The sequence below is a fragment of the Aestuariimicrobium ganziense genome (assembly GCF_015352975.1).
Taxonomy (GTDB): Bacteria; Actinomycetota; Actinomycetes; order Propionibacteriales; family Propionibacteriaceae; genus Aestuariimicrobium; species Aestuariimicrobium ganziense.
Genome location: NZ_JACYIZ010000001.1, coordinates 525,302 through 545,201, shown reverse-complemented (window position 1 = coordinate 545,201; position 19,900 = coordinate 525,302). Strand labels below are relative to the sequence as shown.

General features: G+C 68.5%; 22 protein-coding genes. 17 read left to right on the top strand and 5 right to left on the bottom strand.

Annotation, left to right across the window (positions count from 1 at the left end; all coding sequences use genetic code 11):
• Positions 1-94 precede the first annotated feature (94 nt).
• The 8 genes from rpsP to IE660_RS02655 all read left to right on the top strand — a co-directional run bounded on the left by rpsP (position 95) and on the right by IE660_RS02655 (position 6,632).
• A complete protein-coding gene (gene rpsP, locus IE660_RS02690) occupies positions 95-622 on the top strand; it encodes a 30S ribosomal protein S16 (protein WP_203566748.1) in 528 nt (175 codons plus the stop codon).
• Between the two features lies 1 nt (position 623).
• On the top strand, positions 624-866 hold the full coding sequence (locus IE660_RS02685; protein ID WP_203566747.1) for an RNA-binding protein: 243 nt from the start codon (positions 624-626) through the stop codon (positions 864-866).
• An 87-nt stretch (positions 867-953) separates the two neighbouring features.
• The gene (rimM, locus tag IE660_RS02680) at positions 954-1,514 is read left to right on the top strand and encodes a ribosome maturation factor RimM (RefSeq protein ID WP_203566746.1); all 561 of its coding nucleotides are present in this window, start codon (positions 954-956) and stop codon (positions 1,512-1,514) included.
• Positions 1,514-2,242, top strand: coding sequence for a tRNA (guanosine(37)-N1)-methyltransferase TrmD (gene trmD / locus IE660_RS02675; protein WP_203566745.1), 729 nt, complete (start codon positions 1,514-1,516; stop codon positions 2,240-2,242). Before rimM ends, trmD begins: the two co-directional genes overlap by 1 nt.
• A gap of 184 nt (positions 2,243-2,426) precedes the next feature.
• Positions 2,427-3,080 (top strand): succinate dehydrogenase cytochrome b subunit, encoded by a 654-nt coding sequence (locus IE660_RS02670; RefSeq protein WP_407928982.1) that lies wholly within the window; start codon positions 2,427-2,429, stop codon positions 3,078-3,080.
• Between the two features lie 53 nt (positions 3,081-3,133).
• Positions 3,134-5,176, top strand: coding sequence for a fumarate reductase/succinate dehydrogenase flavoprotein subunit (locus IE660_RS02665; protein WP_203566980.1), 2,043 nt, complete (start codon positions 3,134-3,136; stop codon positions 5,174-5,176).
• A complete protein-coding gene (locus IE660_RS02660; protein ID WP_203566743.1) occupies positions 5,173-5,928 on the top strand; it encodes a succinate dehydrogenase/fumarate reductase iron-sulfur subunit in 756 nt (251 codons plus the stop codon). Before IE660_RS02665 ends, IE660_RS02660 begins: the two co-directional genes overlap by 4 nt.
• A gap of 137 nt (positions 5,929-6,065) precedes the next feature.
• Positions 6,066-6,632, top strand: a complete 567-nt coding sequence (locus tag IE660_RS02655) for a hypothetical protein (protein ID WP_203566742.1) — start codon at positions 6,066-6,068, stop codon at positions 6,630-6,632.
• Between the two features lie 48 nt (positions 6,633-6,680).
• On the opposite strand, the gene IE660_RS02650 is transcribed toward IE660_RS02655, so the two are convergent.
• On the bottom strand, positions 6,681-7,643 hold the full coding sequence (locus tag IE660_RS02650; RefSeq protein WP_203566741.1) for a hypothetical protein: 963 nt from the start codon (positions 7,641-7,643) through the stop codon (positions 6,681-6,683).
• The gene (locus tag IE660_RS02645) at positions 7,636-8,133 is read right to left on the bottom strand and encodes an RNA polymerase sigma factor (RefSeq protein WP_203566740.1); all 498 of its coding nucleotides are present in this window, start codon (positions 8,131-8,133) and stop codon (positions 7,636-7,638) included. The genes IE660_RS02650 and IE660_RS02645 overlap by 8 nt, the downstream gene beginning before the upstream one ends.
• Before the next feature lie 293 nt (positions 8,134-8,426).
• Here IE660_RS02645 and rplS point away from each other — a divergent pair, with 293 nt between their 5' ends.
• The 9 genes from rplS to IE660_RS02600 all read left to right on the top strand — a co-directional run bounded on the left by rplS (position 8,427) and on the right by IE660_RS02600 (position 15,526).
• On the top strand, positions 8,427-8,777 hold the full coding sequence (rplS, locus tag IE660_RS02640) for a 50S ribosomal protein L19 (protein WP_203566739.1): 351 nt from the start codon (positions 8,427-8,429) through the stop codon (positions 8,775-8,777).
• 143 nt (positions 8,778-8,920) lie between these two features.
• Complete coding sequence (gene lepB / locus IE660_RS02635; protein WP_235996714.1) at positions 8,921-9,793, top strand: signal peptidase I; 873 nt, start codon at positions 8,921-8,923, stop codon at positions 9,791-9,793.
• Positions 9,790-10,431, top strand: coding sequence for a ribonuclease HII (locus tag IE660_RS02630; protein ID WP_203566738.1), 642 nt, complete (start codon positions 9,790-9,792; stop codon positions 10,429-10,431). The genes lepB and IE660_RS02630 overlap by 4 nt, the downstream gene beginning before the upstream one ends.
• Positions 10,428-10,739, top strand: coding sequence for a DUF2469 domain-containing protein (locus IE660_RS02625; RefSeq protein ID WP_203566737.1), 312 nt, complete (start codon positions 10,428-10,430; stop codon positions 10,737-10,739). Before IE660_RS02630 ends, IE660_RS02625 begins: the two co-directional genes overlap by 4 nt.
• Positions 10,740-10,893: 154 nt before the next feature.
• Positions 10,894-11,259, top strand: coding sequence for a YraN family protein (locus tag IE660_RS02620; protein WP_203566736.1), 366 nt, complete (start codon positions 10,894-10,896; stop codon positions 11,257-11,259).
• On the top strand, positions 11,256-12,776 hold the full coding sequence (locus IE660_RS02615) for a YifB family Mg chelatase-like AAA ATPase (protein WP_203566735.1): 1,521 nt from the start codon (positions 11,256-11,258) through the stop codon (positions 12,774-12,776). The genes IE660_RS02620 and IE660_RS02615 overlap by 4 nt, the downstream gene beginning before the upstream one ends.
• Positions 12,773-13,921: a DNA-processing protein DprA gene (locus tag IE660_RS02610; RefSeq protein ID WP_203566734.1), complete on the top strand. Its 1,149-nt coding sequence runs from the start codon at positions 12,773-12,775 to the stop codon at positions 13,919-13,921. Before IE660_RS02615 ends, IE660_RS02610 begins: the two co-directional genes overlap by 4 nt.
• Positions 13,922-13,939: 18 nt before the next feature.
• On the top strand, positions 13,940-14,590 hold the full coding sequence (locus IE660_RS02605; RefSeq protein WP_203566733.1) for a hypothetical protein: 651 nt from the start codon (positions 13,940-13,942) through the stop codon (positions 14,588-14,590).
• 81 nt (positions 14,591-14,671) lie between these two features.
• Positions 14,672-15,526: an undecaprenyl-diphosphate phosphatase gene (locus IE660_RS02600; protein ID WP_203566732.1), complete on the top strand. Its 855-nt coding sequence runs from the start codon at positions 14,672-14,674 to the stop codon at positions 15,524-15,526.
• 22 nt (positions 15,527-15,548) lie between these two features.
• Here the strand turns inward: IE660_RS02600 and IE660_RS02595 are convergent, their stop codons facing one another.
• From IE660_RS02595 to IE660_RS02585, 3 genes are read right to left on the bottom strand one after another with little or no spacing between them, the layout of a single operon-like run.
• Positions 15,549-16,802, bottom strand: coding sequence for an MFS transporter (locus tag IE660_RS02595; protein WP_203566731.1), 1,254 nt, complete (start codon positions 16,800-16,802; stop codon positions 15,549-15,551).
• Positions 16,803-16,840: 38 nt separating this feature from the next.
• Positions 16,841-17,563, bottom strand: a complete 723-nt coding sequence (locus tag IE660_RS02590) for an aminoglycoside adenylyltransferase domain-containing protein (RefSeq protein ID WP_203566730.1) — start codon at positions 17,561-17,563, stop codon at positions 16,841-16,843.
• A gap of 1 nt (position 17,564) precedes the next feature.
• Entirely contained in the window at positions 17,565-19,850 is a 2,286-nt protein-coding gene (locus tag IE660_RS02585; protein ID WP_203566729.1) for a glycoside hydrolase family 3 N-terminal domain-containing protein, read from the bottom strand.
• Between the last annotated feature and the right edge of the window lie 50 nt (positions 19,851-19,900).

The window sequence follows — 19,900 nt, the reverse complement described above, 5'->3', positions numbered from 1 at the left end:
TCACCCCGGACTGTTCGTCGGCGTGCCCCACACGCGACTGAGCGATCCACCCGTTCGTCTCACCAGAGACTTCCACACAGGAGAACCCACACACGTGGCAACCAAGATTCGTCTGAAGCGACTCGGCAAGATCCGCTCGCCTCACTACCGCATCATCGTCATCGACTCGCGCGCCAAGCGGGATGGCAAGGCCATCGAGGAGATCGGCCTCTACCACCCCAAGAACGATCCCTCGCTGATCCAGGTCAACTCCGAGCGCGCCCTCTACTGGCTGGGCGTGGGCGCCCAGCCGACCGAGGCCGTCGTGGCGCTGCTCAAGCGCAGCGGTGACTGGCAGAAGCACACCGGCGACACCTCTGCCTCGGGCATCGAGGAGCAGAAGGAGCGTCCGAACAAGACCGACCTGTTCAACAAGGCCCTCGCTGACGCCAACGACGAGCCTTCGTCGGCCGCGATCAGCAAGTCGAAGCGTTCGTCGAAGAAGGCTGACGACGCCGAGGCCGAGGCTCCTGCCGAGGAGGCGACCGAGGCTGCCGAGGTCGAGGCTGACGAGGCCCCCGCCGCTGAGGCTCCCGCCGAGGCCGAGGCCGCAGAGGCCGACGCCCCCGCCGACGAGGCCTGACGTGCTGGCTGAGGCCCTCGAGCACCTGGTGCGCGGCATCGTCCTCAACCCTGACGACGTCAGGGTGCGCGACAAGGACCTGCGCCGTGGCCGCATGCTCGAGGTCAGGGTCAATCCCGAGGACATCGGCAAGGTGATCGGCCGTCAGGGCCGCACCGCCCAGGCCCTGCGCACCGTGGTCGGTGCGCTGGCCGGGCGCGAGCAGGTGCGCGTCGACTTCGTCGACGTCGACCGTCGCCGCTGAATCAGTCCGTGGCGTGAAGTGTGGTGAACTCACCGCACTTCACGCCACGAATCATTTGTCGCCACGAACGTGCTTGAAGGGAAGCCCATGGCAGACCAGGTCGAGGTCGTCGTCGGGGCGCTGTCACGCGCCCACGGCATTCGCGGTGACGTCGCCGTCGACGTGCGCACCGACGAACCCGAGCGCCGCTTCGCCGACGGTGCCTTGCTGCGCATCGAGAACAGCGCCCGCACCCTGACCGTGGCCGGCAGCCGCTGGCACTCGGGACGACTGCTCGTCCGCTTCGCCGAACTGGCAGACCGCACCGCGGTCGAGGCCCTGCGCGGAGCCGTGCTGGTCGTCGACGTACCCGCTGACGAGGTGCCCGACGACCCCGAGGAGTTTTACGACCGCCAGTTGGTCGGGCTGCAGGCAGTCCAGGGCGGACGAGTCGTCGGCACCATCACCTCGGTCGTCCACCTGCCCAGCCAGGACCTGTTGGCCATCGACGTGGACGGCACCGAGCGGCTCGTCCCGTTCGTCACCGCACTGGTGCCCACCGTCGACCTGGCCGCCGGGCAGGTGCACCTGGCCGATGACGTCGCCGGTCTGCTCGACGACGTCGACGAGACCGAGGACGACGACCCCGACGGCGGGGACGTGGCCTGATGCGCCTCGACGTCGTCTCGATCTTTCCCGACTACTTCGCCCCGCTGCAGTTGTCGCTGGTCGGCAAGGCGATCCAGACCGGGCTCGTCCGCCTCGACGTGCACGACCTGCGCGACTGGACCCACGACCGTCACCGCACCGTCGACGACACCCCCTACGGCGGGGGAGCGGGCATGGTGATGAAGCCTGAACCTTGGGGTGAGGCGCTCGATGCCCTGATCGATGCCAGCGCGCCGCCCACGGTCATCGTCCCGACCCCCTCGGGGCAGCAATTCGACCAGGCGCTGGCCGCCGAACTGGCCACCCACGAGCACCTGCTGTTCTGCTGCGGGCGCTACGAGGGCATCGACGCCCGCGTCGTCGAGCACGCCTCGACCGTGGCGACGGTGCTCGAGGTCAGCCTGGGCGACTACGTGCTCAACGGTGGCGAGGTGGCCGTGCTGGCCATGGTCGAGGCCATCGTCCGCCTGATTCCCGGCGTGGTCGGCAACCCTGCCTCGCTCACCGAGGAGTCGCACAGCCCCGACCACGAGGGTCTGCTGGAGTACCCGGTCTACACCAAGCCCGAACTCTGGCGAGGACGAGCTGTGCCCGAGGTGCTGCTCAGCGGACACCACGCCAGGATCGCCGCCTGGCGCCGCGAGCGCGCCCTGGAACGGACTCGTGCCAGAAGGCCCGATCTTCTGCCGCCGGGCGAGGCGGACGAGCCGCCCACCGAGGGGATTTGAGCAACGTCGAGCTTGCCTTTTTCGCCTAGTGGGCAGGGAGTAGGCAGGTGCGCCGTGGAAGCCCCGACTTTGGGCGAGCCCTGTGTTCCCCAGTAGGTGGCGGATGGCTAGTGTGTGACTCGTGGCGACTCAACTGACTACTCATCAGAGGGCAGCGCGGTCGACAGTGGCGATGAAGGCCTTGATGGCCGTCACCGGCCTGCTGTTGATCGGCTTCCTGCTCATGCACATGTTCGGCAACTTCAAGATGCTGATCCCCGACGACGGCAAGGAGTTCAACGAGTACTCCCACTGGCTGCGCGAGTTCGGCTACCCGGCGCTGCCGCACAAGCTGTTCCTGTGGATCTTCCGGATCGTGCTGCTGTCGGCCGCGGTCCTGCACATCTGGTCGGCGGCCAAGCTGCGCCTGCGCGCCAACGCCAATGCGGGTGGCAAGCGCTACCGCAGCCAGAAGTTCATGGAGAAGAGCTACGCGGCCCGCACCATGATCTGGGGCGGCATCCTGATCCTGCTCTTCGTGATCATCCACATCCTGCAGTACACCGCCGAGGTGCTGCGGTTCGGCTACGACAACCCTGATCGCAGCCTGGCCCCGTTCGACCGCGTCCTGGCCGGCTTCAGCGAGTGGTGGGTCGTGCTGTTCTACGCGATCGCCATGGTCGCGGTGTGCATGCACGTGCTCCACGGCTTCTGGAGCGCATTCGCCACCCTGGGTGCCAACGCCAGCGCCGGCGCCCGCAAGGTGCTCAAGACCCTGGCCTGGATCGCTGCCGCACTGCTCTACGTCGGCTTCATGATCCCGCCCGTGCTGATCCTGTTTGGAGTGATTGGACGATGACCGACAACCCGCAGACCGAGCAGCAGGTGCTCGTCGAGGCCGAGGCCGAGACCATGATTCCCGAGACCGGCAGCCAGGACGCCTCGGCCGCGCAGGCCCCCGTCTCGGCCGCCGACGGCTACTGGATCGACGGCGAGGACATCGCCGACACCAAGGCAGACCTCAGCCAGCCCATCGACAAGATGTGGCAGCACCGCCAGTTCAGCGCGGCGCTGGTCAACCCGGCCAACCGCCGCAAGCTCACCGTGATCATCGTCGGCACCGGCCTGGCCGGTGGCGCCGCTGCCGCCACCCTCGGTGAGGCCGGCTACAACGTGCTGAACTTCTGCTACCAGGACTCCCCGCGTCGAGCCCACTCGATCGCGGCCCAGGGTGGCATCAACGCGGCCAAGAACTACCGCAACGACGGTGACTCGACGTTCCGGCTGTTCTACGACACCGTCAAGGGCGGCGACTACCGCGCCCGTGAGACCAACGTCTACCGTCTGGCCGAGGTCAGCGCGAACATCATCGACCAGTGCGTCGCCCAGGGCGTTCCGTTCGCCCGCGAGTACGGCGGCCTGCTCGACACCCGCTCGTTCGGCGGCGTGCAGGTGCAGCGCACCTTCTACGCCCGGGGCCAGACCGGTCAGCAGCTGCTGATCGGCGCCTACCAGGCCCTCGAGCGCCAGGTCGCGGCCGGCACGGTCAAGATGCACACCCGCCACGAGATGGTCGAACTGATCGTGGTCGACGGACGAGCCCGTGGCATCGTCACCCGCGACATGGTCACCGGCAAGATCCAGGCCCACTACGCCGATGCGGTCGTGCTCGCCACGGGCGGCTACGGCAACGTGTTCTTCCTGTCGACCAACGCCATGGGCTGCAACGTGACCGCCAACTGGCGGGCCCACCGCAAGGGCGCCTACTTCGGCAACCCCTGCTACACCCAGATCCACCCCACCTGCATCCCGGTGCACGGTGAGACCCAGTCGAAGCTGACCCTGATGTCTGAGTCGCTGCGCAACGACGGACGCATCTGGGTGCCCAAGAACGCCGAGGACTGCGGCAAGGATCCCCGCCAGATTCCCGAGGAGGCCCGCGACTACTACCTGGAGCGGATCTACCCGGCGTTCGGCAACCTGGTGCCGCGAGACATCGCCTCGCGCCAGGCCAAGAACATGTGCGACGAGGGTCGCGGTGTCGGCCCGGCCGTCACCGAGCGTGACCACGACGGCAACGAGCGCGAGATGCGTCGAGGCGTCTACCTCGACTTCGCCGACGCCATCAAGCGCTTGGGCCAGAAGGCCGTCGAGGCCAAGTACGGCAACCTGTTCGACATGTACCAGCAGATCACCGGTGAGAACCCCTACGAGGTGCCGATGCGCATCTACCCGGCGGTTCACTACACCATGGGTGGTCTGTGGGTCGACTACGACCTGCAGAGCTCGATCCCGGGCCTGTACGTCACCGGCGAGGCCAACTTCTCCGACCACGGTGCGAACCGGCTCGGTGCCTCGGCGCTGATGCAGGGTCTGGCCGACGGCTACTTCGTCCTGCCCAACACCATCAACGACTACTTGGCTGCCGGCCCGTTCGAGAAGGTCGACGACTCGCACCCGGCATCGCAGGAGGCGCTGACCTCGGTCAAGAGCCGGATCGACAAGATGCTCAGCATCAACGGCACCCGCACCGTCGACTCGATCCACAAGGAACTCGGCCACATCATGTGGGAGTACTGCGGCATGGAGCGCTGGGAGGACGGTCTGAAGACCGCCATCGAGCGCATCCGCGCCCTGCGCGAGGAGTTCTGGACCAACGTCAAGGTCACCGGTGTCAACGAGGACTTCAACCAGGCCCTCGAGCGGGCCGGCCGTCTGGCCGACTTCCTCGAACTGGGCGAGTTGATGTGCATCGACGCCCTGCACCGCCGCGAGTCCTGTGGTGGCCACTTCCGTGGTGAGAGCCAGACCGAGGAGGGCGAGGCGCTGCGTCACGACGACGAGTTCCTCTACGTCGCGGCCTGGGAGTACGGCGGAGACGGCGCGCAACCCGTGCTGCACAAGGAACCCCTGGTCTACAAGGCCATCGAGCTGAAGCAACGGAGTTACAAGTGAAGGTCACACTGCGCATCTGGCGCCAGGCGAATGCCAACTCGACCGGCCAGCTGGTCACCTACCCGCTCGACGGGGTCAGCGAGGACATGTCGTTCCTCGAGATGCTCGACATGCTCAACGAGATCCTCACCGAGCGCAACGAGGAACCGGTGGCTTTCGACCACGACTGCCGTGAGGGCATCTGCGGCATGTGTGGGGTGGTGATCAACGGCGTCGCCCACGGCGGCCAGCACACCACCACCTGTCAGCTGCACATGCGCTCGTTCTCCGACGGCGCCATCATCGACATCGAGCCCTGGAAGGCCGGAGCCTTCCCGGTGATCAAGGACCTGGTGGTCGACCGCACCGCGTTCGACCGGATCATCCAGGCCGGCGGGTACATCTCGGCCAACACCGGGTCTGCCCCCGACGCCCACGCCACCCCGGCGCCCAAGCGTGAGGCCGACATCGCCTTCGACAACGCCACCTGCATCGGCTGCGGTGCCTGCGTGGCTGCGTGCCCCAACGGTTCGGCGATGCTGTTCACCTCGGCGAAGATCACCCACCTGGCGATGCTTCCCCAGGGCCAGCCCGAGCGCTACAGCCGGGTCAAGTCGATGGTCGCCCAGCACGACGCCGAGGGCTTCGGCGGCTGCACCAACATCGGCGAGTGCTCTCAGGTCTGCCCCAAGGGCATTCCGCTGGAGTCGATCAGCCAGCTCAACCGCGACCTGGTCAAGTCGCTGTTCAAGGGCGACGGCAAGGCCAGCTGAGCTCGTCCAAGCAGACAACGTCGGCCCCCAACCATCCGGGCGGGGGCCGACGTGCGTGTGTGCGGACCGGGACAGTTGCTTCTTGCGGCGGATTCATCTTCGGGTTTCACTGGGGTATGGACACAGGTGGAGTGAAGGTGTCATCACCGAGACTCTCCCGGCGCGTCGCCCTGTCGACGCTGGGTGTGGTTGCCTGCACTGCCACCGTCGGCTGCTCGCAGCAGCGTCAGTCGAGCGCGACGTACCCCTCCTACGAGTCGCTGGAGCAACTGGTCAGCGCGTCGTCACTGGTGGCCCAGGGAACGGTCGGACGAGGTCGTCGGACGCTTGACGGCAACACGCCAGTGGCGCTGTTCAACTTGTCGGTGACCCGCTGCACGAAGGCAGCTGCGGTCGGCCAGAAGCTCACCCTGGTGATGCCCGACACGAAGTCCCCGCAGCGGCGTGGAGAGACGTCGGTCTCGGCCGATCGTGACTACGTCCTGTTCCTCGATGAGGTCACAGTTCAGGAGCGAGACGGTCTGGCGGACGAGGGAACGGTGTACTCCTCCGTGGGCGGGCCGCAGGGCATCTTCACGGTCGATGGCGATCGAGCCAGACCGGTCGAGGCCACGACCCTGACCACGTACAACAGCCCGGACGGTGAGCGGTTGCCGCAGGACAGCACTGGCCTCTTCCTCCCGCTCGAGAGGATCTTCGGCTGACTCACAGCGACGCCCCCGACCGCGATCGGTCGGGGGCGTCGTCGTTGTTCAGGAGTCGAGGCGTTCGATCACCTTCTTGTAGTGCTGGACGAAGCGCGACAGCCCTGCGTGCTGGTCGGGCAGTTGGGCGTTGTAGGGGCCGACGCCGTTGTTGTCCTGGCCGTAGAGCCGTTCGAACATCACCAGCACACGCGGCCCGGACTGGATGACCACCGAGTTCTCGAAGTTCTGGTACATCTCGTTGTCACCGGAAATCGAGGCAGCGTAGTAGTGGATCGTGGCGCCACCCTCGACGAGCACCGGCTCAGCGTGGAGGCCCGCCTTCGGGTTGATGCCCTTGAGCTTGGTGTCGCAGCCGGCGTACCAGCCGGTGATGGTGGCGAGCGCCCTCTTGGCGGCGTCGTCGTTGACGAACTGCATGACGACCGCCTCGACCTCGTAGTCGGAGTAGTCCTGGGGGTTGGGCACTCCCTCTGCCGGCCCGCCGTAGATGCCCTGCCACTCAGCCACGGTGCCCGGGAAGTTCATCAGGCCGCCGTCGCACACGCCCAGGGCGTCCTGCTCGCCGCGGCCACCGATGCCGGCGCTGGTCTCGAACATCAGGTCGTTGGGCTCGAGCAGGTAGATCTCGGCGCCGGACGGCAGGTTCGCAGCACTCAGCAGGCCGTTGTCGGTCTTGGCTGCGGGGGTGCTACGGGTGTCGGTCGGCGTGGGGCTGGGGCGGGTGGTGCTGGTCACGCTGGACGAGGCGCTGGGGCTCGGGGTGCCAGCCCACTGCGGGTCGTCGCTGCCGAACATGCTGCCGTTGAGCGCCAGGGCCGAGCCGGCCAGCAGTGCCAGGGCCAGGGCTCCTGAGGCCACGCCGACTCGGCGGCGGGTGCGGCGGCGCTCACCGAGGCGACGAACCTGGCTGGGCGGCAGCATCGGCACGTACTCGGCGTCGCGGGTGTAGGAGTCCCAGGCTGCGCGGGGGATGTCGAGGCGGGGGTCGTCGTCGAAGTGGTCAGACATGGCGGGTCTCCAGGGGTGCGTCGTTGAGCAGGGCAGCCAGCGCGGCGCGGCCGCGGGAGAGTCTGGCCTTGACGGTGCCGACCGGAACCTTGAGTTCCTCGGCAATCTCGTTGACCGACAGGTCGGCGTAGTGGTGCAACACCAGCGCGCGCCTCTGGTCAGGGCTGATCTGGGCAAGGGCCCGTTCGAGCGCCACCCGGTCGGGGCTGGGGGTGCTCGGCTGCGGGATGGGTTCGACGGCACGGTCGGCGGGGCGGCGGCCACGCATCACGCGACGCCAACGGCTGACGGCCAGCCGGTGGGCCACGGTGCGCACCCAAGCCTCGGGGCTCTGTGACGTGTCGAGCTTGCGGCGCTGGTCCCAAGCTCGGACGAACGCTTCCTGCACGCAGTCCTGGGCCTCGGTCCGGTCACCGATGATCGCGGTGAGTTGCCCGACGAGTCGGTTGAACGACTCGGCGTAGAAAGCGTCGAAGGCTTCCTCGTCCATGTCGCTCGTCCTCTCGTCGGTGTGCCGGGCCCCAGGGGCGGGGAGTGTGTCGACGGCCTTGGCGGGCCCGACGCCTGATCCTTGCAGCCAGGCGGCTTCTCACTGGGTCTACGCTCGGCGTGGCCGACTGGTTGCATGCGACTTCGGCAATTGGTGCCAGCCCGACCCGGTGTGGCAGAATCGAGAGCTGTTGCCTGCGACTGCGGCTCCTGCCATGGGGGGATCGTCTGCGGGGTGGGCACTCACACCAGAACTTTCACGAGGTGACCCATGGCACCGGCGAGGACACCATCATGAGCCAGATCATCGACGCGGTCGACGCAGCAGCGCTACGCGACGACATCCCCACCTTCCGGGCCGGCGACTCCGTGCGCGTCCACGTGCGCGTCATCGAGGGCAGCCGCTCCCGCGTCCAGGTCTTCGCCGGCGTGGTGATCTCTCGCACCGGCGGCGGTGTGCGCGAGTCGTTCACCGTCCGCAAGGTCTCGTTCGGCAACGGTGTCGAGCGCACTTTCCCGCTGCACTCGCCGATCATCGAGAAGATCGAGGTCGAGCGTCGCGGTGACGTGCGTCGCGCCAAGCTGTACTACCTGCGAGGGCTCAAGGGCAAGGCCGCCAAGATCAAGGAGAAGCGCGAGAACTGAGCCCACTGGGCCGGATCGCACGACACACGCCCCCGACACCATGCCGGTGTCGGGGGCGTCGTCGTGGAACCGCGAACTCGGCCACATAGACTGGGCCGGCGTGGGGTCGGCCAGCTGGGCGCCCGGAGAGGTGCAGTGTGAGCATGACCCCTGACGAGCAGGAGACCAAGTCGCCCGTGGACGAGGCCGCACCCGGCTCGGCCGACGGTCCGCGCCGCGCGGCCGAGGAAGACGCGGGCGACCCTCAGGAGGACGACAAGGGTCGCACCTCACTCGGTCGCGGGCTGCTCGCCATGGCCAAGGAAGTCGTCCTGGTCGCGGTTCTGGCCTTGGTGATCTCGTCACTGATCCGGCTCTTGATCGGGCAGGTCTTCATCATCCCCTCGGGGTCGATGGAGGACACCCTGCAGGTGGGCGACCGCGTCGCCGTGGCCAAGATCGGCGGCTTCGAACGCGGTGACATCGTGGTCTTCAAGGATCCCGGTGGCTGGATGCCGCCGGCGCCGGAGGTCTCGACCTCACGCAAGGTCCTGCAGTTCGTCGGCGTGCTGCCCGACACCTCGCAGCGACACCTGATCAAGCGCGTCGTCGGCATGCCCGGTGACACGGTCACCTGCTGCGACGACCAGGGCCGCCTGATGGTCAACGGGGTACCTCTGGACGAGACCGCATACCTTGAGATCGAGGACGGGGTGCAGGACAAGCCAGCCCTGGTGCCCTTCAAGGTCGTGGTGCCCGCCGACCGGATCTTCGTCATGGGTGACAACCGCAACAACTCCAGCGACTCTCGCTGCCACCTGGCCGACCTGTCCACCACGGGTGAACCCCGAGGCATGGCTGCCTTCATCCCCGTGGACGAGGTGGTCGGTCCCGCCAAGCTCGTCCTGCTGCCGTTCGATCGCTTCTCACGCCTGTCCAGACCCAGCACCTTCGACTCGGTGCCCGAGCCCGCGCAGCCACCACCGGCGAACCCGGTGATCAGCCCCGAAGGTGTGGGCTGCGTACCGACGCGATGACGATCAGGCCCGGCCGCGGGCTGTACGGCTACGAGCGGGCGCTCGCCCGCGCCGGCTTGTCGCCGGTCGCCGGTGCGGACGAGGCCGGGCGAGGTGCCTGCGCCGGCCCGCTGGTGGCCGCCGCGGTGGTGCTCGCCGACACATCCGCTCGTCGGATCACCGGGTTGGCCGACTCCAAGTTGCTCACCGCCAAGGCGCGGGAACGCTGCTACGACGAGATCATGGCCAAGGCCGTCGACGTCGCCTGGGTCAGCATCGAGGCAGCCGAGTGCGACCGCCTGGGCATGCACGTGGCCGACATCCAGGCCCTGCGACGGGCGTTGATGCGGCTGAGTGTGCGCCCGGAGTTCGTGCTCACCGATGGCTTCGGGGTCGACGGTCTGGGGGTGCCCGGACTGGCGGTGTGGAAGGGCGACCGGGTTGCCGCCTGCGTGGCCGCAGCCTCGGTGGTGGCCAAGGTCACCAGGGACCGGATGATGACCGCGATGGCCGAGAACTACCCGGCCTACCGGTTCGACGTCCACAAGGGGTATTGCACCGCTGACCACCAGGCCGAACTCGACCAGCACGGACCCTGCCCGGAGCACCGGCGACGCTTCGAGAACGTCAGGCGAGCCGCTATGGTGAACTCATCATGAGCGCTGAAGACCTGGAAGCCTACGAGAGCAAGCTCGAGCTCGACCTGTACAAGGAGTACAAGGACGTCGTGGGCATCTTCACCTACGCGGTCGAGACCGAACGGCGCTTCTACCTGTGCAATGCGGTCGACCTCAAGGTGCGCACCGAGGGCGGCGACGTCTACTACGAGGTGTCGATGGGTGATGCCTGGGTGTGGGACATGTACCGGCCGGCACGGTTCGTGAAGTCTGCCAAGGTGCTGACCTTCCGCGACGTGTCGATCGAGGAGATCGTCCACTCCGACCTGCAGGTGCCCGACCAGAAGTGAGCCCGGCCCGAGCCGGCCAGCCTGCCACCTCCTGCTGACCATTTCGCCGTCTCTGATCGGTTCTGTGGACAACTCGCCACCTGGACTGCCGAATCTGTGGACGTGACCGTCCAGGGCATCTTCCTCCCCACAGTGTGGGCGGAGGTGATGGTCCATGACGTCGAAGGCGACCCGAGCGCTGGGCCGGTGGGGCGAGGACGCGGCAGCTGGCCACTGCGAACGACTGGGTTGGACCGTCCTGGAGCGCAACTGGCGCTGCCGTGCGGGTGAGATCGACCTGGTGGCGCGTGAACCCGACGGAACCGTGGTCTTCGTCGAGGTGAAGTGCCGCTCGGGCAGGGGCTTCGGAGACCCGCTGGAGTCGATCACCATCGCCAAGCTCACCAAGCTGCGCGAACTCGCCGCACGGTGGCTCAAGGAACACCAGCCGGGTGCCCCACGGATACGCCTGGACGCCATCGGCGTGCTGCGTGGACCAGGCGGGGTCGAACTCACCCACGTCAAGGGGATCGCCCGATGACCGCCTCGGCGTGGTCGGTGGCCCTGATCGGCATGGATGGTGCCCTGGTCGAGGTCGAGGCAGCCATCGGCGGTGGCCTGCCGCGCATCGTCCTCGTGGGACTGCCCGACACGGCCCTGTACGAGGCCAGGGATCGCTGCCGGGCCGCGGTGAAGGGGGCGGAGCTGTCGTGGCCCGACCAACTGGTCACCATCAACCTCACCCCTGCCGCACTGCCGAAGGCGGGTTCTCACTACGACCTCGCGATCGCGTCAGCGGTGCTTGCGGCCAGCGGGGCCGTTCCACCCGACCTGCTCCGGGACACCGTGATGATGGGCGAACTCGGTCTCGACGGACGCGTTCGCGCGGTGCGCGGTGTGCTGCCCGGGCTGCTGGCCGCCGTCGATGCCGGCATGGTGCGTGCCATCGTGCCTGCCAGCCAGCTGGACGAGGCCGCGCTGGTGCCCGGCATCGCGATCTGGGGCGTGTCGACGCTCACCGACCTGGTCGAGGTGCTGCGCGGGCGACCCGTGCTCAACACCGTGCCAGCGGCCGCGGACGACCCCGAGCCCAGCAAGGTGCCCGACCTAGGCGACGTGACCGGTCAGGAGGCGGCCAAGTTCGCCCTCGAGGTGGCCGCCGCGGGACGACACCATCTCTACCTGCACGGGCCACCGGGGGTGGGCAAGAGCATGCTGGCCAGCCGACTGCCGGGCATCCTGCCCGACCTCAGCCCGGGCGAGGCACTGGAGGTTTCGGCGGTGCACTCGATCGCCGGGCAACTCCACGGCGGCCTGATCCAGCGTCCGACCTTCGCCGACCCACTGCACAATGTCAGCCTGACAGCACTCGTCGGCGGGGGACAGCGGGTGGTTCGCCCCGGGCTGGTCTCGCTCGCCCACCGCGGGGTGCTGTTCCTGGACGAGGTCCTCGAGTTCAGCTCCCACTTGCTGGAGGCCCTGCGGACCCCGCTCGAGTCGGGCTGGGTGACCATCGCCCGGGCGCAGATGATGGCGCGATTCCCGGCCAGGTTCCAGTTGGTGGTGGCCGCCAACCCCTGTCCGTGCGGGCAGTTCGGCACCCCGGGAGGGCAGTGCTCGTGCAGCCCCATGGCGGTGCGGCGCTATGCCGAGAGGCTCAGCGGACCGATCCTCGACCGGATCGACATCCAGTACCGGTTGCTTCCGGTGCGCACCTCGAGCTTCGGCAGCGCGCCGACGGGGGAGTCGTCGGCTGCGGTGGCCGACCGGGTGCAGCTGGCGCGCGAGCGCCAGGCGTGGCGTCTGGAGGGCACCGGCTTCACCACCAACGGGGAAGTGCCGGGGTCGCTGCTGCGTCACGTGCTGCCGGCGCCGCTGGACACCAGGCCCCTCGATCACGCCCTGACCCGGGGCCTGCTGTCGGCTCGGGGCGTCGACAAGGTGGCGCGCGTCAGCTGGACCCTGGCCGACCTGGCCGGCAAGGACCGGGTGAGCGCTAGTCACCTGCGCCAGGCCTTGGCCATGCGTCAGGGCGAGCAGGCCGAGGTGGCGGCATGACCTGGGATGGCGAGCAGCGTGCCCGCGTCGGACTGGCCATGGCCTGCGCCGGAACGGCCGACCTCAAGTTGGCTCGACTCGTCGCCACCGAAGGTGCTGAGGCCGTGTGGATGTCGCTGCTCACCGGCGATCGTGACAGCAGGTGGGGGATCCGGGCACGCAAGGTCGACCTCGACATGGTCGAGGCCCGTACCGAAGTGCTTGGGCTGCAGCACCTGGTGCCCAGTGATCCACGCTGGCCCACCGGACTGAACGACCTCGACCACGTCGAGGTGTCAGAGATGGGCGGTGCGCCCTGGGGGCTCTGGGTCGCTGGAGACCCTGACCTGGCGTCATCGTGCGCCGCTTCGGTGGCGGTCGTGGGCTCGCGTGCAGCCACCCATTACGGAGAGTGGGCAGCCGCCGAGATCGCCGCCGGACTGGCCGCCCACCGACACGACCGGATGGTGAGCCGGGCCACGGTGGTCTCGGGTGGGGCCTACGGCATCGATGCCGCCGCCCACAGGGGCGCACTGGCCGTGGGCGGACCAACGGTTGCCGTGCTTGCGGGTGGACTGGACGACCTCTACCCGAAGGGCAATGCCGGGCTGTTGCGCCAAGTCAGGCAGCACGGCTCGATCGTCTCCGAACTGGCGCCCGGAACCTCGCCGACACGGGTCGCTTTCCTGGCGCGCAACCGGCTGATCGCCGGCATGACCGCCTGCACGGTGATCGTCGAGGCGGCCCGGCGCAGCGGGGCACGGAACACGGTGGCCTGGGCGCGTGCCCTGGGCAGGGTACTGGCCGCGGTACCCGGCCCGATCAACTCCGACCGGTCACTGACCCCGCACCAGCTGATCAGGGACCAGGAAGCAGTGTTGGTGGCCGATGCCGAGCAGGTGCGCGAACTGCTCAGCCCACTGGTGGAGCCGCCGCTGCCCGGGGTGGAGGCGCCGGCACGAGAGCTGGACGAGATGCCGACCCGCCTGCTCGAGGTCAGGGAGGCGTTGCGACGTCGTGGTGGCACCCCGGTCGACGAGGTCGTGGCCCGCACCGGGCTGGGCGTCGCCGAATGCCTCGACCGTCTGGGTGAACTGGAAGACTGGGGATGGGTCCGACTGCTCCCGGACGGGTCCTGGGGCCTGCGCAGACCGTCGGGTCACTGAGGTGGAAGGGGACGACGCATGGCGCTCTACGCAGCCTCCGGCCGACGGCGCACCAGGCAGGTGCTCGGTGACCTGTTCGCGCTCGCCTGGTGTGCGGCATGGATCTGGGTCGGCACCCTGGTCTTCGACGTGGTCGACGCCATCGCCACCCCAGCCCGACGCACCGCCGAGACCAGTGCCGACTTGGAGCGCAAGCTGCACGGTGCCGGTGACAAGGTCGGACAGGTCCCGGCGGTGGGCGATGAGCTGGCCACCCCGTTCCGCGACCTGGCCACCGGGCTCTCGCAGATCACCAGCCAGGCCAACGACCAGGCAGCGTTCATTCACGACGCCGCCTGGGTGGTGGCCATCGTCATCGCCGCCATCCCGGTGCTGATGGCGCTGGCCCTGCGGCTGCCGGGCCGCATCCGGTTCGCCCGCGAGTCCAGCGCCGCGCAACGGTTCATCGACGCAGACCCCGACCTCGACCTGTTCGCGCTGAGGGCGATGACCATGCTGCCGATGTCACAACTGGCCGGCATCAGTGACGACCCGGTCGGTGCCTGGCGTCGTGGTGACCGACGCGTGATCGACCAACTGGCGGCCCTCGAGCTGGGTCGCGTGGGACTCAAACCGCCCATCAGGGCCGAGCAGGTCGTACGCCCAGATCGACGGTCGCTCGAGACCTGACGGTGGCGCTGGGCTCGTCCAACCGTGGCCCGACCGTCTACGCTTTGCAGGTCGTCACTGCCCAGCCGCTGAAGGTCGTCCGTGCTCTCATACCTCGATGCGATCCTGCTCGGGATCGTCGAAGGACTCACCGAGTTCCTCCCCGTCTCGTCCACCGGCCACCTCACCATCGCCGAGAAGATGCTCGGCCTCAAGGTCGACGACCCCGCCGTCACCGCCTACACCGCGATCATCCAGCTGCCGGCGATCCTGGCCACCTTCATCTACTTCTGGCGCAAGATCGTCACCCTGGTCGTGGCCTGGGCCAAGGGCCTCAGGAACCCCGCCGAACGCAGCGACCCCAACTACCCGTTGGCGTGGGCTGTCATCATCGGATCGCTCCCGGTCGGCATCGTCGGCTTCCTCGGACGCAACTTCATCAGCGGTCCGCTGCGCAGCCTGTGGGTGGTCGCCGGTGCGCTCGTGCTGTGGAGCGCGGTGATCTGGTTCTCCGAGCGCCGGTTCCACCGACTCGCCGAGCAGGGTCGGGTGCGCGAGGAGGGTGATGTCACCATTGCCGATGGCCTGCTGATCGGGCTGTTCCAGTGCTTCTCGCTGATTCCCGGGGTCTCCCGCTCAGGCACGACGATTTCGCTCGGGCTTGTTCGCGGGCTCAACCGGGTCACCGCCACCGAGCTGTCCTTCTTCCTGGCCATCCCCGCACTGACCGCTGCGGGCATCTTCCAGGCGGTCGAGGCCTGGAACCAGCTGCCGACGCTCGGGTGGGGCCCGATCCTGGTCGGCTGTGTCGCCTCGTTCGTGGTGGCCTACGCCTCGATCGCCTGGCTGCTCAAGTTCGTCCGCAACCACTCGCTGAACTGGTTCGTCGGCTACCGCGTGCTGCTGGGCGCCGCCGTCCTGGTCGCCCTGGCCGCCGGGTGGATGAGCGCCAACTGAGCCGTGCCCACCGGGTCGTCGCTCAGTCGACGACCTGATGGACGACGCGCGCCCGGCCAAGCCCGAGCAGTACCACCGGCACCAGCGCCACCATCGTCACCATCGACAGCCCGCCGAAGCCCAGCGCCCCCATGATCGGGCCGGCCAGACCGGCGGCGGTGGCGTTGCCGACATTGACCAAGGTGTCCGCCGCGCCCTGCGACTGGGTGCGGATCGCCACCGGTACCTCCTCGGCCAGGATCGACGAACCCGACACCATGCCGAACGACCAGCCCAGACCGACCAGGAACAACCCGATGTTGACCATCATCAGGCTGTCGCCGGCCAGGGCGCACAGCACCAGCGCCGCGAGGTTGGTCGCCACGCAGGCCCAGATCACCACGCGTGACCCCGACCGCTCCACCCACCAGCCGATCAGTGGTGCGAACGCGAACATGCCCAGGATGTGCATCGACAGGGTCAGCCCCACCATCGCCAGCGAGTGACCGGCCCTGGTCATGTGCACCGGCGTCAGCGTCATGATCGCCGCCATCACGTACATGTTGAGCACCAGGGTGACCAGGGCGAACCGTCCCGCGGGCAGGCGCCACAGCTCCGGCACGACGCTCAGTGCTCCGCGACGACGCGACGCGGCCGATGCCTCCTTGGTGTGGCTCCGGGCCAACAACAGCGGGTCGGGACGAAGTGCGGTCGCGACGAAGACCGAGCCCACCAGCAACCCCACGCCTGCGAGCACGTAGGCGCCGGCGATCGGGGGCAGGCCCAGCCATCGTCCGACCGACCCACCCGGGGCCGCCAGGTTCGGGCCCGCCACCGAACCGAACGTGGTCGCCCACATCACGAAGGCCAGCGTCCGCGCTCGGTGCTTCGGCACCGCCAGGTCAGTGGCGGCGAACCGGGTCTGCAGGTTGGCCGCCGATCCGGCACCGAACAACAGCATGCCGCCCAGCAGCAGCCACAGGCTCTGGAAGGCGACCGAGCCCACCAGCAGCACCGAACCGGCCAGGGCGATCGCCCAGCCGCTGGCCAGGGCGGCTCGTCGTCCCCGCCTGAGCGCCAAGGCCACCAGCGGGCCGGCGAACAGGGCCGCCGACAAGGCGTTGAACACCCGCGACAACCCGGCCAGCGACTCGCGTCCGGTCACTTCGTAGGCCAACAGCGACCCCATCGAGCCGGCCACACCGATGCTCAGGCCGCCGATCACCTGCGCAGTCGACAGCACGCCCACGGTGCGTCGCTGCACCGCGCGAACCTCGGCCTGATCCTGCCACGTCACGATCGACCAGTCTGCCGCGCCAAGCCCGGCGCGGTGGCTCAGACCAGCAGTCGGGAGGCCTCGTCCACGAATTGCCTGGCCCTGTCGTCGGCAGGCCCCAGCTCTCGTCCCTCACGTTGTGCAGTCAGCACCTCATCGAGCCACACCGCGTCGTGACTGGTGACCGGGAACCGTCGCTGCCACCATCCCACCCCGTCGACCTTCGACAGCACCAGGCCCGCGTCGGCGAAGGCCACCGCTCGACAGGCGTTGAGCACGGCGTAACGGGCGTCACCGTGCTCCAGACCCCAGGCCAACTCGTCGCGCAGGTAGCCCAGCACCCACTCCTGCCTGATCGGCCCAATCACCCGACCGGGGTCCGGCCCGTGTGTCGCCAGCCCAGCAGACCTGGCCACGAGCAGGTGCATCAGCAGGTCGGGATCGCCGTGGCCGGGGTCAGGTCCGGCCACCCGGTCAGCGCTGTTGACGTGCAACAGGTAGGACCACGGCGGCCCGGGGCGTCGCGCCAGCGCCTCGCGGATCACCGACAGTTCCAGCCACGGCGTCCGCGACCCGACCCCGAGCAGGGCAGAGCCCAGCGTGGTCAGGTTGTCGGGGGCAACGTCACGCACGACCACGAGCACGTCGAGGTCACTGGCAGGACCGACGCCACCGAGCGCCGCCGATCCGTGCACCCACACCGCGACCAGGTCATGGCCGAGCACCTCCTGGCAGGTCAGGGTCACCGACCGTGCCCGCTCCTGCCAGGGCTGCTCGTCCACCTCAGTCAGCGGTCACCTCGAGAACTGCGGTCAGGTCTGCGGTTGAGCTGCCACCGACGTACACGTCGATCGTGCTCGCATCCTGGACCCAGTCACGGGTGGCCGCGCTCCAGTAGCGCAGCTGGTCGGGTCCAAGGTCGAAGCCGACCGTGCGGGTCTCGCCGGCCGCGAGGGTGACCCGCTCGAAGCCCTTGAGCTCACGCACCGGGCGTGACGAGGTGCCGTGGCGCTGGTGGATGTAGAGCTGCACCACCTCGTCAGCGGCCACAGGCGAGGTGTTGGTCACCTGGACCTCGACGCGGGCCGTGGCACCCACGGCGACGCTGCCGGTGCCCACGCTCAGGTTGGCGTAGCTGAAGCTGCCGTACGACAGGCCGTGCCCGAACGGGTACAGCGGCACCGACGGGTCGTCCCAGTAGCGCTCACCCTGACCATCGGGCATGTGGCTGCGGGTGTGGGCGTAGTTCAGCGGCACCTGACCGACGTGCCGCGGCCAGGTGAACGGCAGCCGGCCGCCGGGGGAAACGTCACCGAACAGGGCGGCGGCGACCGCCTCACCGCCTCGGGTGCCCGGGTACCAGACCTGCAGGATCGCCGGAGCGACCTCGTCCACGACCCGCAGGTCGAGCGGACGACCCGACATCACCAACACCACCACCGGGGTTGCGGTGTCAACAATCCGCTGCAACTGCTCGACCTGCTTGCCACCCAGCGACAGCGTGCTGGTCGAGGCCGACTCACCGATCTGGTTCTGCGGCTGACCCACGACCACCACGGCCACGTCGGCCCCGGCAGCCAGCTCGACAGCCGCCTCGATCGCGTCGTCATCGGTCTCGGGGTCGTAGCTCGTGGGGGTGGCGCCACCATCCATGCCGTCGAACATCGAGGCGAACTTCCGCGGGGGGATGCCGGCACCGGCGGCGTGCTCGACCCGCACACCCTCACCGACGCGGGCCTTGATGCCGTCGAGGATGGTGACGGTCTCGGCATCGTCCTGCTCGAACACCCACGGGCCCACGGTGTCGCGCGCCGAGGCAGCCAGCGAACCGATCACCGCGATCGAGCCGAGCTGATCAGCCTTGAGCGGCAGAGCCTGGTCCTCGTTCTTCAGCAGGACGAAGGTGCGCTCGGCAGCCTGGCGCGACACGGCACGGTGGGCTGTGTCACCGAGCACGCTGAGCGAGGTCTCCTCGTCGACATAGGGGTTCTCGAAGATGCCGAACGAGAACTTGACCCGCAGCACCCGCCGCACGGCCTCATCAACCTGCTGCTCGTTGAGCTGACCGTCGGCCACCGCCTGCGGAATGCGGGTGAAGGCGGGGTCGAAGATGCACATCTCCATGTCGTTGCCGGCAGCCAGCGCCCGGGCGGCGGCGTCAGCCAGATCACGCACGTGGTGCTGGGCCTCCTGGTTGCGCACACCGTTGGCGTCACTGACCACGAAGCCGTCGAAGCCGAAGGCCTCGCGCAGCACGTCGTGCAGCAGCCAGCGGTTGGACACCGCCGGCACCCCGTTGAGGTCCATGTAGGCGCTCATGATGTTGCCGGCACCCGCGTCGACCGCGGCCTTGAACGGCGGCAGGTAGATGTTCCACAGTTCGGAGTCCGACAGTTCCACCTGGTCGTAGTCACGACCACCCTGTGAGGCGCCGTAGCCAGCGAAGTGCTTGGGGCCGGCGATGATCCGGTCGGCGCCGAAGTCGCCCTGGAAACCGCGCACCTGGGCAGCGGCCATCGCGCCACCGAGCACCGGGTCCTCACCCGCGCCCTCGATGATGCGCCCCCAGCGCGGGTCGCGGGTGATGTCGACCATCGGGGCGAACGCCCAGTGGATGCCGACCGCACGTGCCTCACGAGCAGCCACGGTCTGGCCGGCCTCGGCCACCGAGGGATCCCACGAGGCGGCCACCGCGATCGGCACCGGCATGATCGTGCGCAGTCCGTGAATGACGTCGTAGCCGAAGATCAACGGGATGCCGTGCCGGTTGCCCTCGATCGCCATCTTCTGCAGCCGATTGGCGTTGGCGGCATCCTTGACGAACAGCAGCGAACCGGCGCCACCGGCCTGCAGAGCGGCCTCGACCATCTTCGGCTGCTGCAGGAACATCTGGGCGTCAACCGGGAGTTGGCCCATGTCGGTGTCTGCGGGGAAGTTCTGTGCGAAGGCGCCGAAGTAGAAGTACTGGGTCAGCTGGCCGGCCTTCTCCTCCAGGGTCATCCGGCCCAGCAGGTCGTCCACACGTTCCTCGACCGGTATCGACGGATCGCGGTAGGGCAGATCGTTCATGGCGACTCCTTCGTCCACAGGGCATGGCACCCGCCCCCTGCGGGCACCCG

Bases quoted from the DNA above. Each gene is read 5' to 3' on its own strand.
- rimM (WP_203566746.1), top strand. From the start codon at position 954: ATGGCAGACCAGGTCGAGGTCGTCGTCGGGGCGCTGTCACGCGCCCAC.
- trmD (WP_203566745.1), top strand. From the start codon at position 1,514: ATGCGCCTCGACGTCGTCTCGATCTTTCCCGACTACTTCGCCCCGCTG.
- IE660_RS02670 (WP_407928982.1), top strand. From the start codon at position 2,427: ATGGCCGTCACCGGCCTGCTGTTGATCGGCTTCCTGCTCATGCACATG.
- IE660_RS02665 (WP_203566980.1), top strand. From the start codon at position 3,134: ATGATTCCCGAGACCGGCAGCCAGGACGCCTCGGCCGCGCAGGCCCCC.
- IE660_RS02650 (WP_203566741.1), bottom strand. From the start codon at position 7,643: ATGTCTGACCACTTCGACGACGACCCCCGCCTCGACATCCCCCGCGCA.
- IE660_RS02645 (WP_203566740.1), bottom strand. From the start codon at position 8,133: ATGGACGAGGAAGCCTTCGACGCTTTCTACGCCGAGTCGTTCAACCGA.
- rplS (WP_203566739.1), top strand. From the start codon at position 8,427: ATGAGCCAGATCATCGACGCGGTCGACGCAGCAGCGCTACGCGACGAC.
- lepB (WP_235996714.1), top strand. From the start codon at position 8,921: ATGACCCCTGACGAGCAGGAGACCAAGTCGCCCGTGGACGAGGCCGCA.
- IE660_RS02630 (WP_203566738.1), top strand. From the start codon at position 9,790: ATGACGATCAGGCCCGGCCGCGGGCTGTACGGCTACGAGCGGGCGCTC.
- IE660_RS02625 (WP_203566737.1), top strand. From the start codon at position 10,428: ATGAGCGCTGAAGACCTGGAAGCCTACGAGAGCAAGCTCGAGCTCGAC.
- IE660_RS02620 (WP_203566736.1), top strand. From the start codon at position 10,894: ATGACGTCGAAGGCGACCCGAGCGCTGGGCCGGTGGGGCGAGGACGCG.
- IE660_RS02615 (WP_203566735.1), top strand. From the start codon at position 11,256: ATGACCGCCTCGGCGTGGTCGGTGGCCCTGATCGGCATGGATGGTGCC.
- IE660_RS02610 (WP_203566734.1), top strand. From the start codon at position 12,773: ATGACCTGGGATGGCGAGCAGCGTGCCCGCGTCGGACTGGCCATGGCC.
- IE660_RS02605 (WP_203566733.1), top strand. From the start codon at position 13,940: ATGGCGCTCTACGCAGCCTCCGGCCGACGGCGCACCAGGCAGGTGCTC.
- IE660_RS02585 (WP_203566729.1), bottom strand. From the start codon at position 19,850: ATGAACGATCTGCCCTACCGCGATCCGTCGATACCGGTCGAGGAACGT.